Source organism: Nocardia sp. CA-145437 (assembly GCF_050956485.1).
Lineage (GTDB): Bacteria > Actinomycetota > Actinomycetes > Mycobacteriales > Mycobacteriaceae > Nocardia.
This window is the reverse complement of the sequence record NZ_CP191204.1, coordinates 2,131,026-2,143,554: the sequence shown is the minus strand read 5'-3', so window position 1 is coordinate 2,143,554 and position 12,529 is coordinate 2,131,026. Positions and strand designations below refer to the sequence as shown.

The following is a 12,529-nucleotide window of genomic DNA, read 5'->3' as shown; positions in this document are numbered from 1 at the left end:
CCGGAGGAAGTTCCTGGCTGCTCTGCGGCCGAGAAGAAGATTAGCAGCATCCCCCGGTAGATACACAAACCGGCTGGTCAGAGGCCGGTTTGTGCATCAATTCGGCGTACCCTCAGGCCGCGCCGGACACCGGCGTCAGCCGATCTCCGCGAGGGCCGCGCGCAACCGGTCCATGGTGACCTCGCGACCCAGCAGTTCCATCGACTCGTAGAGCGGCGGGCTGATGTGGGAGCCGGTCACCGCGACGCGCACCGGGGTGAACGCCTTGCGCGGCTTGAGCTCGAGCTCCTCGATCAGCGCGGTATTCAGCGCGGTCTCGAGCGGAGCCGTGGCCCATTCCGAGACGCCTTCGAGGGCTTTCACCGTCGCCTGCAGCACCGGAGCGGCATCGGCGCCCAGATTCTTTTCCTTCGCGGCCGGGTCGATCGCGAAGTCGGCCGGCGCGATGAACAGGAACTTCAGCAGATCCCAGGCATCCCCGAGCACCTTGATGCGGGTCTGCACGAGATCGGCCGCGGTTTCGAACAGCTTCTCGTCGATCTCGGCGCCGATATGTCCGTGTCCGGTGAGGAACTCCCGCAGCCGGTGAGCAAAATCACCGGGGGTGAGCATCCGAATATGTTCGGCGTTGAGTGCGTCGGCCTTCTTCTGATCGAATCGGGCCGGATTCGAATTCACCTTCGAGATTTCGAACGCCGCCACCATCTCCGCCATGGAGAAGACGTCATGATCATCGGCGATGCTCCAGCCGAGCAGTGCCAGATAATTCAGCAAACCCTCGGGAATGAACCCGCGGTCGCGGTGATGGAACAGATTCGACTCCGGATCACGCTTCGACAACTTCTTGTTGCCCTGGCCCATCACGAAGGGCAGATGACCGAACTCGGGGGTGAACTCCGCGACGCCGATTCGTTTCAACGCGTCGTAGAGCGCGAGCTGACGCGGAGTGGACGACAGCAGGTCCTCGCCGCGCAGCACGTGGGTGATCTTCATCATCGCGTCGTCGACCGGGTTGACCAGCGTATAAAGCGGATCGCCATTACCGCGGGTGAGCGCGAAGTCGGGAACCACGCCCGCGCGGAAGGTGGTCTCGCCGCGCACCAGGTCGTTCCAGGTGAGATCGCGGTCGGGCATGCGCAGGCGCACCACCGCGGGGCGGCCCTCGGCCTTGTAGGCGGCGATCTGCTCGTCGGTCAGGTCGCGGTCGAAGTTGTCGTAGCCCAGCTTGGGGTCGCGGCCGGCGGCCTTGTGGCGGGCCTCGACTTCCTCTGGAGTGGAGAAGGACTCGTAGGCCTCCCCCGCCGCCAGCAGGCGCTGCACCACGTCGAGGTGGATCTCGCGGCGCTGCGACTGCCGGTAGGGCGCGTAGGGGCCGCCGACCTCGGGCCCCTCGTCCCAGGTCAGGCCGAGCCAGCGCAGGGCGTCGAGGATGGCCGCGTAGGACTCCTCGGAATCGCGTGAGGCGTCGGTGTCTTCGATGCGGAAGACGAAGGTGCCGCCGTGGTGGCGCGCGAAGGCCCAGTTGAACAGGGCGGTGCGGACCAGACCCACGTGCGGCGTGCCGGTGGGTGACGGGCAGAAACGAACCCGGACGTCAGACATGGCTCTCTTTCGTTCAGCGCTTGGCGGCAACGGGATTGGACAGGGTGCCGATACCGGACACGGTCACCGACACGGTCTGACCGGCCTGCAGCGGCCCGACGCCCTCGGGGGTGCCGGTGAGGATGACATCGCCAGGCAGCAAGGTCATTACGGTGGTGACCCACTCGATGAGCTTCGGAATATCGTGCAGCAGAAGTGAAGTGCGACTGCGCTGTTTCACCTGGCCGTCGACCTCGGTGACGATCTCCAGATCCGAAGGGTCCAGGGCGGTCTCGATCCACGGGCCGAGCGGGCAGAAGGTGTCGTAGCCCTTGGCGCGGGTCCACTGGCCGTCGTGTCGCTGCTGGTCACGGGCGGTGACGTCGTTGGCGACGGTGTAGCCCAGGATGACCTCGTTGGCACGGGCGGCGGGCACGTCCTTGCAGGGGCGGCCGATCACGATCGCCAGTTCGCCCTCGTAGTCCACCTGAGAAGAGCTGGGCGGCAGGATGATCGGGGCGTTGGGGCTCTGGATCGAGGTGCTGGGCTTCATGAAGATGACCGGGTCGGCCGGGGCCGGGCCGCCCATCTCCTCGGCGTGCGCGGCGTAGTTCTTGCCGATGCAGATCACCTTGCTGGCCAGGATGGGGGCCAGCAGGCGCACATCGGCCAGCGGCCAGCTGCGACCGGTGAAGGTCGGGGTACCGAACGGGTGTTCGGCGATTTCTCGGGCGACGGCGTCGGAGCCGTCCCCTTCGATGCTGACGAAAGCGACTCCATCTGGGCTGGCAACTCGACCTAGGCGCATGGTTGGCATCCTATCGACCGGCTTCGACCTGCCCGAACGCGCCCGACCGCGGGGCGGGACCGGGCCGGGGCACGGCGGCGGCGGGGATGCCCGCGAGGGCCCCGGACCGGGTGGGCATACCGGCCCGCAGCGCCCCGGACCGAATGTGGAATGCCCTTACACGCAAGCGATCTCGAACCGGCCCGCGGGACTCACAAGATCAACGCCCAGATGTGAGCAAATAGACAGCTCGCCCCGGAAATCGTCTTGCGCCCCAGGTGTACCGTAAGACCGGATGTTCAAACTGTAGGACATCGATTCCATATAGTGAGACACGAGGTGAGGCCATGACCACCGTGACGGAGCTGGGCACGACACGACGGTGGACCATGCTGGGCCTCGGCGTCTTCGCCCAGACCGCCAGCGCCGTGATGGTGAACGGCGCCGCCTTCCTGCTGCCCGCGCTGACCCAGCGCGGAATGCCGCTGGCCACCGCCGGTCTGCTGGTGGCCATGCCCCTGGTCGGCCTGTGCTGCACGCTGATCGCGTGGGGCTGGGTGGTCGATCAGGTCGGCGAGCGCAAGGCGCTGGTGGCCGGTCCGGTGGTCATGTTCGCGGCCGGCCTGGCCGCCGCCACCGTCTCGAACTACGTTGCGCTGGGGGCCTTGCTGTTCCTGGCCGGGGCCGGCGCGGGCAGCACCAACGGCGCCAGCGGGCGGGTCATCGTGGGCTGGTTCCCGACCGATCAGCGCGGGCTGGCCATGGGCATCCGGCAGACCGCACAGCCGCTGGGCGTGGCGATCGGGGCGCTGGCGATCCCGGCCATCGCTGCGGCACACGGGTTCTCGATGGCGGTGCTGGTGCCCGCGGTGATGGCGGGCGCGGCCGCGATCGGCTGCCTGGCCGGGATTGTGGATCCGCCGCGACCCGAATCCGCCGGAGGCTCAGGACATCCCGCGAATCCGTACCGCGGGGACTCCACGCTGCTGCGCATCCACGTGGTGTCGGTGCTGCTGGTCATCCCCCAGGCCACCATCTGGACGTTCGGTCTGTTGTGGCTGCACCGCGATGTGGGCCTGTCGCTGCCCGCGGCGGGCGCGCTGGTGACGGTGACCCAGATCCTGGGCGCGGCCGGGCGGATCGGCGCGGGTGTGTGGTCGGATCGGGTGGGCAGCCGCCTGCGGCCGCTGCGCACGGTGGCGGTGGCGGCGGTAATCTCCCTGTCCGCCTTGGCCGTAGCGGCCTGGACGCAGCAGTGGTGGGCGGCGATCCCGATCCTGATCGCGGCCTCGGTCATCACGGTGGCCGACAATGGCCTGGCCTTCACGGCGGTGGCCGAGATCGCGGGACCGTATTGGTCGGGTCGCGGGCTGGGGATCCAGAACACGGGCCAGAATCTGGCGGCGGCGGCGATCGCCCCGGCCTTCGGCGCGCTGATCACGGCGGCCGGTTTTCCGATCACCTACCTGCTGACGGCGCTGATCGCACTGGCGGCAGTCCCGTTGGTACCCAGGGGTTCCCGGTAGCGGCTGATTCGCGGCAAATCAGGAAGACCTGCGCCCGTTACGTTTTCGCATCCGAATGCATTTGTGCGATACGCCTCACTATCCGGACGAAACGCCCCACTGCCCCAGTTGATTTCACCGAATCCCCTCCAGGATGACACTCCGGAGAGGCTCCGGCACGACGACGAAGCCCCCGTTCCGCGGTTGCGGAACGGGGGCTTCGGTCGTCATCGGTGGCGTGTAAGCCCTAGAGCGACGCGGCGATCCGGTCGCCGACCTCGACGGTCGAGGCGGCGCCCGAGCGCGAGGCCAGGTCCTTGGCGACGGCGGCCTCGATGCGGGCGGCCTCCTCGGTCTTGCCGAGGTGGTTCAGCAGCAGCGACACCGACAGTATCGCGGCGGTCGGGTCGGCCTTGGACTGGCCCGCGATGTCGGGGGCCGAACCGTGGACCGGCTCGAACATCGACGGGTTGGTGCCCGAGGCGTCGATATTGCCCGAGGCGGCCAGGCCGATGCCACCGGAAACGGCGGCGGCCAGGTCGGTGATGATGTCGCCGAACAGGTTGTCGGTGACGATCACGTCGAAGCGGCCCGGGTCGGTGACCATGTGGATGGTGGCGGCATCGATGTGCTGGTAGGCGGTCTCGATGTCCGGGTACTCGGCGCCGACCTCGGCCACGGTGCGCGACCACAGCGAACCGGCGAAGGCCAGCACGTTGTTCTTGTGCACCAGGGTCAGGTGCTTGCGGCGCTTGCGGGCGGTCTCGAAGGCGTAGCGGACCACGCGCTCGACGCCGAAGCGGGTGTTGGTGGAGACCTCGGTGGCCACCTCGTGCGGGGTGTTGACGCGGATCGCGCCGCCGGTGCCGGTGTACGGACCCTCGGTGCCCTCACGCACGACCACGAAGTCGATGTCCGGGTTCGAGGCCAGCGGGCTGGTGACGCCCGGGTACAGCTTCGAGGGGCGCAGGTTCACGTGGTGGTCCAGCTCGAAGCGGGTGCGCAGCAGCAGGCCGCGCTCGAGCAGGCCGGACTGCACCGACGGGTCGCCGATGGCGCCCAGCAGGATGGCGTCGTGCTGCTTGAGCTCCGGGATCACGTTCGCCGGGAGGATCTCGCCGGTGGCATGGAACCGCTTGGCTCCCAGGTCGTATGCGGTCTTCTCGACACCGGGCACCACCACATCGAGCACCTTGAGGGCCTCGGCAATGACCTCGGGGCCGATACCGTCGCCCGGAATGACAGCGAGTTTCATGAAATCCATGCTCCGTTTCGATAACGCGCGGGTGGTCCTCTCCGCGCTGACAGGAGAGTCCCGGCCACCATAGCGGGTGCCGCCATGACCCCTTTCACCAGGGCGAATCGCTCCCAACCAGTGGGATCGACGCGGTCGCGCGAGGCCCTCGATCGGCGGATCGCGCCGGTAGTGTCGGGAGGATGTTCGACAATCTCCGTCTCGAGCGCAAACTCCGCCGTCTGGAACGCAAGATCGATCTGATCCTCGAGCATCTCGGCATCGACGATCCCGACAGCGCCATCGACTACACCGCGATCGACGAGCATTTGCTGCGCGGCAAGAAGATCCACGCCATCAAGGCGTACCGCGAGCAGGATCCGACGGCCAGTCTGGTCGAGGCGCGCGACGCGGTCGAAGCCCGCGATCGCCGCTGACGGCGGCCACCCGCCCCACCGAACGCACCGGGCCCCCTCCACTTTCCGTGGAGGGGGCCCGTATCGCGTTGCGCGAGATCTACTAGTCGAGGCTGACCAGGGCGACCTTGGCGGCGCCGACGGCCTCGGCGATGGCGGCCTGGATGTCGGCCGGGACCTCCTTGTTGACGCGAAGGACGACGGTGGCGCCCTCGTCGCTCAGGTCCTGGGTGAGCTGGGCGGCCAGGATGTCGATGCCCGCGTCGCCGAGCTTGGTGGCCAGGCGGCCGAGCTGACCCGGCTTGTCCTCGTAGGCGAGGACGGCCAAGTTCAGGCCCTCGGCGCGCATGTCGTAGTTGCGGCCGTTGATGTTGACGATCTTCTCGACCTGGGCGGGCTCGGTCAGGGTACCGGCCACGTTCAGGGTGCGGCCGTCGCCGAACACGGCGCGCAGGTCCACCAGGCTGCGGTGGGTCGGGGACTCGCTGTGGGTGGTGACGGTGGCCTCGAGGCCCCGCTCCTTGGCCAGCGACGGGGCGTTGACGAAGGTCACCGAGTCCTCGATCAGAGCCGAGAACACGCCGCGCAGCGCCGAAAGCTCCAGCACCGCAACGTCTTCCGAGGACAGCTCGCCGCGCACCTGGACCTCGATGGAGACCGGCAGCTCGTCGGCGAGGGCGCCCAGCAGCGCGCCCTGCTTGCGGACGATGTCCAGCCACGGGGCGACGATCTCGTTGACCGCGCCACCGGTGACGTTCACCGCGCCGGGCACGAACTCGCCCGCGAGGGCCAGCTGCACGGACTTGGCGACATCGGTGCCGGCACGGTCCTGGGCCTCGGCGGTAGAAGCGCCCAGGTGCGGGGTGACGACGACCTGCGGCAGCTCGAACAGCGGGCTGTCGGTGGACGGCTCGGTCTCGAACACGTCGATGCCGGCGCCGCGCACGTGGCCGGAGGTGATGGCGTCGGCCAGGGCCTGCTCGTCGATCAGACCGCCACGGGCGGCGTTGACGATGATGACGCCCTTCTTGGTCTTGGCCAGGGTCTCCTTGTTCAGCATGCCCTTGGTCTCAGGAGTCTTGGGCAGGTGAATGGAGATGAAGTCGGCGCGCTCGAGCACCTCGTCCAGGGTCAGCAGCTCGATGCCCAGCTGGGCGGCGCGGGCCGGGGAGGTGTAGGGGTCGTACGCGACGATCTTGGTCTCGAAGGCGGCGAGACGCTGCGCGAACAGCTGGCCGATGCGGCCCAGGCCGATGACGCCGACGGTCTTGCCGAAGATCTCGACACCGTTGAACTTGCTGCGCTGCCAGGTGTGCTCGCGCAGGGTGGCGTCGGCGGCCGGGATCTGGCGCGCGGCCGAGAGCAGCAGCGAGACGGCGTGCTCGGCGGCGGTGTGGATGTTGGAGGTCGGCGCGTTGACGACCATGACGCCGCGCTCGGTGGCCGCGGGCACATCGACATTGTCGAGGCCGACGCCGGCGCGCGCGACGATCTTGAGGTTCTTGCCCGCCTCGAGCACCTCGGCGTCGACGGTGGTGGCCGAACGGACCAGCAGCGCATCGGCTTCCGGCACGGCGGCCAGCAGCTCGGGGCGGTTGGGGCCATCGACCCAGCGCACCTCGACATCGGAGCCCAGCGCGTCGACGGTCGACTGGGCGAGCTTGTCGGCGATCAGAACAACAGGACGGCCTGCTTGGCTCACGGTGGGGTACTCCTGAGGATGGGATCCGGGATTTACGGGCGTCAGCTTAGTGGGCTGGGATTCGCGGCGCTGTACCGCCTGGTAGGCAACCGCCATCACAGCCGTGAACTGCGGGTTTCGGCGTGGCCGCGACCGGCGCCGACCGGAACAGGCCGCGCGGTACGGCGTCGGCGGGCCGGTGTGATTCCGGCCGCTCTCCCGGCGGGCGGCATCAGGATCGGCGCCCGCGATATGGGCATCCGTCCAGGTCCGGGCGTTGCCGCGCACGAAAGTTCGAGTGCGACTTTCCACTGATCTGCAGCACACGGAAAGCCGAAAGCCCGGCATCGGAGCTACGGAGTCCAAGGCCGGGCTTTCGAAAGTCGAGTGAACGACGTCAGCAGTCCTTAACGACCGAAAGAACCGGTCCACAGGGTGTTCAGGATGCCGTGCAGCGCGGCCGAGCCGGTGTCGAGCAGGCCACTGAGAGCAGCGGAACCGGTGTCAATGATAACGGGGATCATGGAAATACCTCTTCTGAAATCCGTACGAACTTTCTGACGTGGAGCCTATCGGGCGCGTTTCATCGTCCGTTACGGGGGATTTACGCGATGTGACCGGCGTCACCGGATCGGAATTCTGTGTCCTCGTTCATATGGTGTCGAATTCCCGCGATATAACACGCCTATCACGCCCCTAATTCTGGGGGCGCGGGCGCACGGAAAACCGATGGACCAGCGTGCCCCCGGTCGCTACCGTCGCCTGCCATGATGCTGCGTTCGATCCCCGCTTCCATGGACTTCGCGGTGGTCGCCACGATCGACGACGAACTCGACCGGATCGCGCGCGAACACCGCGTCGACGTGCTGCTCGCCATCGAGAGCGGCAGCCGCGCCTGGGGATTCCCCTCGCCCGACTCGGACTACGACTGCCGTTTCGTCTACCTGCGGCCGCTGGACGACTATCTGACGCCGTGGCCCGGCCGCGATGTCATCGAGACGCCCTTGGCGGGTCTGCTGGACGTCAACGGATGGGATCTGGTGAAAGCCCTGCGCCTGCTCGTGAACGGCAATGCGGTGCTCATCGAATGGCTGATGTCGCCGATCGCGTACCGCGGCGACCGCGAATTCCGGGACGAATTGCGGGCGCTGGCGGACGATGTCGCGGACCGGGATCGAGTGGCTCGCCATCACCTGCACCTGGGCCGGCGGCAGTGGCATCTCTTCGATTCCAACCGTTCATTGAAGAAGGTGTTCTATTCATTGCGTCCCGCCATGGCATTGCGATGGCTGCACGAACATCCGGACAATGCGGTGGCCCCCATGCATTTGCCGACCCTGCTCGAAGAATGCGAGCTGAACGGCGATTTCGTGGAGTCCGTCCGGGAATTGACGGAATTGAAATCCCGCACGCGCGAAATGGGTTCCGGTGAGGTGCCCGAACCGATCGCCGATTTCATCTCGGCCGAGTTCGAACGGGCCGCGCTGGAGTTCGTGAAGGTGGATCCGGCCCGTCGGGAGCACGCACAGGCCTGCTCAGCCGAGTTCTTCCGGCGCCACGTGCGGGGCTGAAAGAATCCGCCGGGCATCGCCCGCGCCGGCCGCCCCGTTCAGGGGCGAGAAGAAGGCCGCCGCGACCCAGTTGGTGTGGGTGGCGGGGTTCGCGCCGGTCACCACCGGCCCGGTGACCGCCCCAGATTGGGGCACTCCCAGATATTGAAATTCACACGTTTCACTTGGGTCGAGCGATAGCTTCTCCTGGCCCGGAACCTCGGGTTCGAAACAGGAGAACGATGATCACAGACACCCGCCACGGCCGCCGAATCGGCTGTGGCATCACCGGATTGGCCGCGACGGTCGCCATCGTCACGGGCGCCGCACCTACCGCATCCGCCGACGTCACGTGGGTAAATTTCGACACACCGGCGCAAACCCGTTACGTCGGAACCAACTACCGCATTTCAGCGGGATCCAACCCTGCATCGATGATGGCCTTCTATGACAATGGCCAGTGCATCGGAAAGGCGGCACCACACTACAATTCGGAACTGGACATATACTTCGCCGCAGTCGTGTATTGGCTTCCGACAACGGCGGGGCACCACGTCATCACGGTCGACGACGGTAAGTCCACGAAGACGCTCGCCGTCGACGTCGAGGCAGCCCTGCCCGGCAGCACGCCGGACACCCCTGTCGCACAGGGCGGCTGCAGTCTGTCGAGCCCGTTCCCGACCGGCAGTTCATAATCGCCACAGCGGACACGCACGGCTTCGCCCGCCAGGTCCCCGACGAGTCGCTGCCGCTCGAGGTCGGCTGAAGCCGGATCGCACCGACGCCGCTGCGGCGGCGGAGCTCGACGCGCGGTGAGCGCCAGGCGAAATGGTGGGCTGCCATCCGAGCCAAGGCAGCCGGCGTTCGCCGCGCCCAGGGCTCGGTGGGCGTAGGCAGACAGGAATCCGGTGATCGCGGGGCGGCTGGTGCGGGACCTTGCACGCCGCATCCAGCTGCCCGAGGCGCGAGCGGAGGTCAGCAGTCGGCTCCCGCGATGACCCGCACGGCCACCGCCTCCGGCCCCGGCTTGGTGCCGCGCACCTCGAATTCGACGCGCTGCCCCTCGGCCAGCGACCGGAATCCGGCGCCGGATAGCGCGGTGTATTCCACGAACACCTCCGGGCCGTCGACGTCCGGGGTCAGGAACCCGAACCCCTTCTCACTGTCGAACCACTTCACCGTGCCGTGCACCATTACCGAACCTTCTCGAACCGACCGGACAATCACGTCCCCCCGCGCGCCGCGGTCCATGGTGTCACGGCCGCGGCTATCGCGGGTGGTCACGCGCTCTGGCCAGCCCCGATGCGACTGCGCTCCGCCCGCGCTCCCTGTGCACCGTTATCGGGAATCGGAGCCGCCGCGTATCAGCGGTACCTCCGATAATCCTGGGCGGGCGCGGACCCGCACGCGCGCACCGCGTTTCGCGGCACGCCGGAGCGAGTGTCCGGGCCGGCCCTTCCCTGCGACCCGGACACCCGCATTTCCCGCACCTCGCACCGCCGCCTCACCCGGGTCGCGCCCATCCGGCCCGGTGCGGCGGTGCGGCGCGGTGGCCGCTCAGCCCGCTCTCGTATTCGGGGCCGCGTCGCCCGGCGGCTCGGAAACACGCATGGCGTACACCCGTTCGAGGAAGTCGCGGTGCGCGCGCAGGGTGGCGTCGAGCAGTTCGCGCCAGGTGCGGCGGTCCACCCGCTGGTCACTGACCAGCGAGGACAGTGATGCCGGGCCGAGGCGATCGATGTGGTCCACGATGAAAGTGAGCCGCCGGCGCGGGAATTGCGCACCGATGCGCGGGTTCTCGTCGAGGAAGTGGTCGAGTTCGTACAGGTAGTTGACCGCGCGGTTGTACTCCTCGTCGGTGAGGTGGTAGTCCATGCGCTTGATCTCGACGATCCACAGTTCGCCGGAGTCGTGCAGCAGCACGAAATCGGGTTCGCGTTTCTCGCTGCCGATCGTGGTGGTCACCAGCGGCGTCCCGAATTTCTGTGCGTACCAGCGTTCGAAGCTGGCGCGCACGCGTTTGAGGGATTCGTTCATGCCCAACGGGGTCCATTCGGGGGCGAGCAGCCACGGCGCGGATTCGATCAGCTCCTGGAAGGGCCGTTCCAGGGAGCGGCGGTCGTCGATGAGCGAGCGCAACCGATCCACCACGGCGACCCGTTCGCTGGCGATCTGGCCCAGCGAGTAGATCTCGGCGACGCGGGCGCGTTCAAAGAGCGCGACCACCACGTCCAGCGCGGGGTCGGCGTCCTCGGCGATCTCCTTGAGGGTGTCGAGCAGGCTGCGCTGCGGGCCCAGCGACAGCGCCAGCCGCAGCATGTTCTCCAGGTGCGCGGGATCGTCGAGCGAGGCTCGGTCCTTGTGCGCGACCAGGATTCGCGCCGCGTCCAGCACCGAGTCACGGAACAGGCGGTCGCCGGGGGCGATCGCGTCGAGGGTCTCATGGATACGGGAGCGTTCCACGAATTCCTCCCAGACCCGGCGGCGAATGGATTTCTCGCCGAGCCGGCCGATCTCCTTGATCAGGGCCTGTCCCCACTCGGCGAGGGCCTCGCCGCGCGGGGAGTTCCAGATGATGTCCTGGCGGTCGGAGCGGACCAGGTCGTCGTCATCGTCGAGCCAGTCCACGTCGATCGCGCCGACCAGGTAGGAGCGCAGTTTGAATTCGCCGGTGAATCCGGAGGAAATACCGAAATCCCGGGTCTGGGCGACGATCTTGCCGCGCGCGTAAATGCGCACCCCGGCCATGGCCTCGTCCCGGTAGGGCTGTTTCGAATAGGCGATCCAGCCGGTCACCGGCAGGAATTGCCGGCCGAAGCGGACCGGGACGCGGCTGACATCGATGCGGGTCTCCTCCATGACGTCGATCGGCAGGCGGCTGAGCACGAAGCTCTCCCGGCCGATGGCGTTGCGGACCTCCACCCGCCAGTCCTGGCGTTCGATCCCGAAACGCGCGGCCAGTTGCCGATTCAGTTCGGTTCCCGAATTCACCCTTTTCCGAAAGAAGTTGCGCAGGATGATCGTGGTGCCGCGGTTGGCGGTGACCGTGCCGTCGAGGGCGCCCGGGCGCGGGAAGTAGTCGCTCTCGGTGTCGCAGAGCATGTCGTCGAGGTCCATGACGATGTGGGAGACGGTCCAGCCCACCGGGGTTCGGTCGTCGTCACGGCTGCCCGCGGTGATCACCTCGATGGTGCGGCAGATGCCGAAGGCGGCCAACTTCCCGATTCCCTTGCGCCCCATGACCGGACGCCGCCGCTCGCGCGACAGGTCGGAGCCGGTGCGAACCCGCCGGTCCGAGCCCACCATCAGGTAGTGCTCGTTGACCTCGGCCGCGGTCATGCCGTGCCCGTTGTCGGAGATCACGATCTCGTAGGCGGGTTCGTCGGCGGCCCTGATGGTTCCGGCCAGCATCGCGCCCCACGGCAGCACCACCTCGACCTCGGTGGCGTCCGCGTCGTAGGAGTTGGCGATGAGTTCGGCCAGCACCGCCGAGACCCGGTCGTAGAGCCGGATGCCGAGCTTGTCGATCGCCAACCGGCTGATGCGCATCGTGTATTTGCGGTCCTCGCGATCCTGCGCGGCCACATGCACGTCGTTGTACATGGTGGGCCCCCAATTGCCCTCGGGGCAGCCTCCGTTCAGCTACCTCTGAATACGATGCAACGCCGATTGATTAACAACGCGCTGAACATTCACCCACCACTTCGTCACGGTGTGATTCCAGGATTCACCTGGCGGTAGCCCAGAGCAACGGCAAGATCTCGGCAACCGCTTC

General features: G+C 67.4%; 11 protein-coding genes. 4 read left to right on the top strand and 7 right to left on the bottom strand.

Annotated elements, in window-relative coordinates:
• Nucleotides 1-135: 135 nt before the first annotated feature.
• Both gltX and ACQPYY_RS09460 read right to left on the bottom strand, forming a co-directional pair.
• Nucleotides 136-1,602 carry a glutamate--tRNA ligase gene (gltX, locus tag ACQPYY_RS09465; RefSeq protein ID WP_433593459.1) on the bottom strand — a complete coding sequence of 489 codons (1,467 nt, stop codon included), beginning with the start codon at nt 1,600-1,602 and terminating at the stop codon, nt 136-138.
• A gap of 13 nt (nt 1,603-1,615) precedes the next feature.
• Nucleotides 1,616-2,389: a fumarylacetoacetate hydrolase family protein gene (locus tag ACQPYY_RS09460; RefSeq protein ID WP_357097586.1), complete on the bottom strand. Its 774-nt coding sequence runs from the start codon at nt 2,387-2,389 to the stop codon at nt 1,616-1,618.
• Between the two features lie 326 nt (nt 2,390-2,715).
• Here ACQPYY_RS09460 and ACQPYY_RS09455 point away from each other — a divergent pair, with 326 nt between their 5' ends.
• Nucleotides 2,716-3,894 (top strand): MFS transporter, encoded by a 1,179-nt coding sequence (locus ACQPYY_RS09455; protein WP_433593458.1) that lies wholly within the window; start codon nt 2,716-2,718, stop codon nt 3,892-3,894.
• 226 nt (nt 3,895-4,120) lie between these two features.
• Here the strand turns inward: ACQPYY_RS09455 and ACQPYY_RS09450 are convergent, their stop codons facing one another.
• Nucleotides 4,121-5,128 (bottom strand): 3-isopropylmalate dehydrogenase, encoded by a 1,008-nt coding sequence (locus tag ACQPYY_RS09450; RefSeq protein ID WP_433593457.1) that lies wholly within the window; start codon nt 5,126-5,128, stop codon nt 4,121-4,123.
• A gap of 182 nt (nt 5,129-5,310) precedes the next feature.
• Here ACQPYY_RS09450 and ACQPYY_RS09445 point away from each other — a divergent pair, with 182 nt between their 5' ends.
• The gene (locus ACQPYY_RS09445) at nt 5,311-5,544 is read left to right on the top strand and encodes a hypothetical protein (protein WP_357279213.1); all 234 of its coding nucleotides are present in this window, start codon (nt 5,311-5,313) and stop codon (nt 5,542-5,544) included.
• Between the two features lie 82 nt (nt 5,545-5,626).
• Here ACQPYY_RS09445 and serA read toward each other — a convergent pair whose 3' ends face one another.
• Nucleotides 5,627-7,225, bottom strand: a complete 1,599-nt coding sequence (serA, locus tag ACQPYY_RS09440) for a phosphoglycerate dehydrogenase (RefSeq protein WP_379101690.1) — start codon at nt 7,223-7,225, stop codon at nt 5,627-5,629.
• Between the two features lie 746 nt (nt 7,226-7,971).
• Between serA and ACQPYY_RS09435 the strand changes: the two genes are divergently transcribed.
• Complete coding sequence (locus ACQPYY_RS09435; RefSeq protein WP_433593456.1) at nt 7,972-8,775, top strand: nucleotidyltransferase domain-containing protein; 804 nt, start codon at nt 7,972-7,974, stop codon at nt 8,773-8,775.
• Here the strand turns inward: ACQPYY_RS09435 and ACQPYY_RS09430 are convergent.
• Complete coding sequence (locus ACQPYY_RS09430; protein WP_433593455.1) at nt 8,740-8,910, bottom strand: hypothetical protein; 171 nt, start codon at nt 8,908-8,910, stop codon at nt 8,740-8,742. The genes ACQPYY_RS09435 and ACQPYY_RS09430 overlap by 36 nt on opposite strands.
• Nucleotides 8,911-8,996: 86 nt before the next feature.
• On the opposite strand from ACQPYY_RS09430, the gene ACQPYY_RS09425 reads away from it, so the two are divergent.
• On the top strand, nt 8,997-9,449 hold the full coding sequence (locus tag ACQPYY_RS09425) for a hypothetical protein (protein WP_433593454.1): 453 nt from the start codon (nt 8,997-8,999) through the stop codon (nt 9,447-9,449).
• A gap of 280 nt (nt 9,450-9,729) precedes the next feature.
• On the opposite strand, the gene ACQPYY_RS09420 is transcribed toward ACQPYY_RS09425, so the two are convergent.
• Nucleotides 9,730-9,948, bottom strand: a complete 219-nt coding sequence (locus ACQPYY_RS09420) for a cold-shock protein (RefSeq protein ID WP_433593453.1) — start codon at nt 9,946-9,948, stop codon at nt 9,730-9,732.
• A 363-nt stretch (nt 9,949-10,311) separates the two neighbouring features.
• Nucleotides 10,312-12,357: an ATP-binding protein gene (locus ACQPYY_RS09415; protein ID WP_433593452.1), complete on the bottom strand. Its 2,046-nt coding sequence runs from the start codon at nt 12,355-12,357 to the stop codon at nt 10,312-10,314.
• Between the last annotated feature and the right edge of the window lie 172 nt (nt 12,358-12,529).

Excerpts from the sequence above, each read along its gene's own strand:
- gltX (WP_433593459.1), bottom strand. The coding sequence starts at position 1,602 with ATGTCTGACGTCCGGGTTCGTTTCTGCCCGTCACCCACCGGCACGCCG.
- ACQPYY_RS09460 (WP_357097586.1), bottom strand. The coding sequence starts at position 2,389 with ATGCGCCTAGGTCGAGTTGCCAGCCCAGATGGAGTCGCTTTCGTCAGC.
- ACQPYY_RS09455 (WP_433593458.1), top strand. The coding sequence starts at position 2,716 with ATGACCACCGTGACGGAGCTGGGCACGACACGACGGTGGACCATGCTG.
- ACQPYY_RS09450 (WP_433593457.1), bottom strand. The coding sequence starts at position 5,128 with ATGAAACTCGCTGTCATTCCGGGCGACGGTATCGGCCCCGAGGTCATT.
- ACQPYY_RS09445 (WP_357279213.1), top strand. The coding sequence starts at position 5,311 with ATGTTCGACAATCTCCGTCTCGAGCGCAAACTCCGCCGTCTGGAACGC.
- ACQPYY_RS09435 (WP_433593456.1), top strand. The coding sequence starts at position 7,972 with ATGATGCTGCGTTCGATCCCCGCTTCCATGGACTTCGCGGTGGTCGCC.
- ACQPYY_RS09425 (WP_433593454.1), top strand. The coding sequence starts at position 8,997 with ATGATCACAGACACCCGCCACGGCCGCCGAATCGGCTGTGGCATCACC.
- ACQPYY_RS09420 (WP_433593453.1), bottom strand. The coding sequence starts at position 9,948 with ATGGTGCACGGCACGGTGAAGTGGTTCGACAGTGAGAAGGGGTTCGGG.
- ACQPYY_RS09415 (WP_433593452.1), bottom strand. The coding sequence starts at position 12,357 with ATGTACAACGACGTGCATGTGGCCGCGCAGGATCGCGAGGACCGCAAA.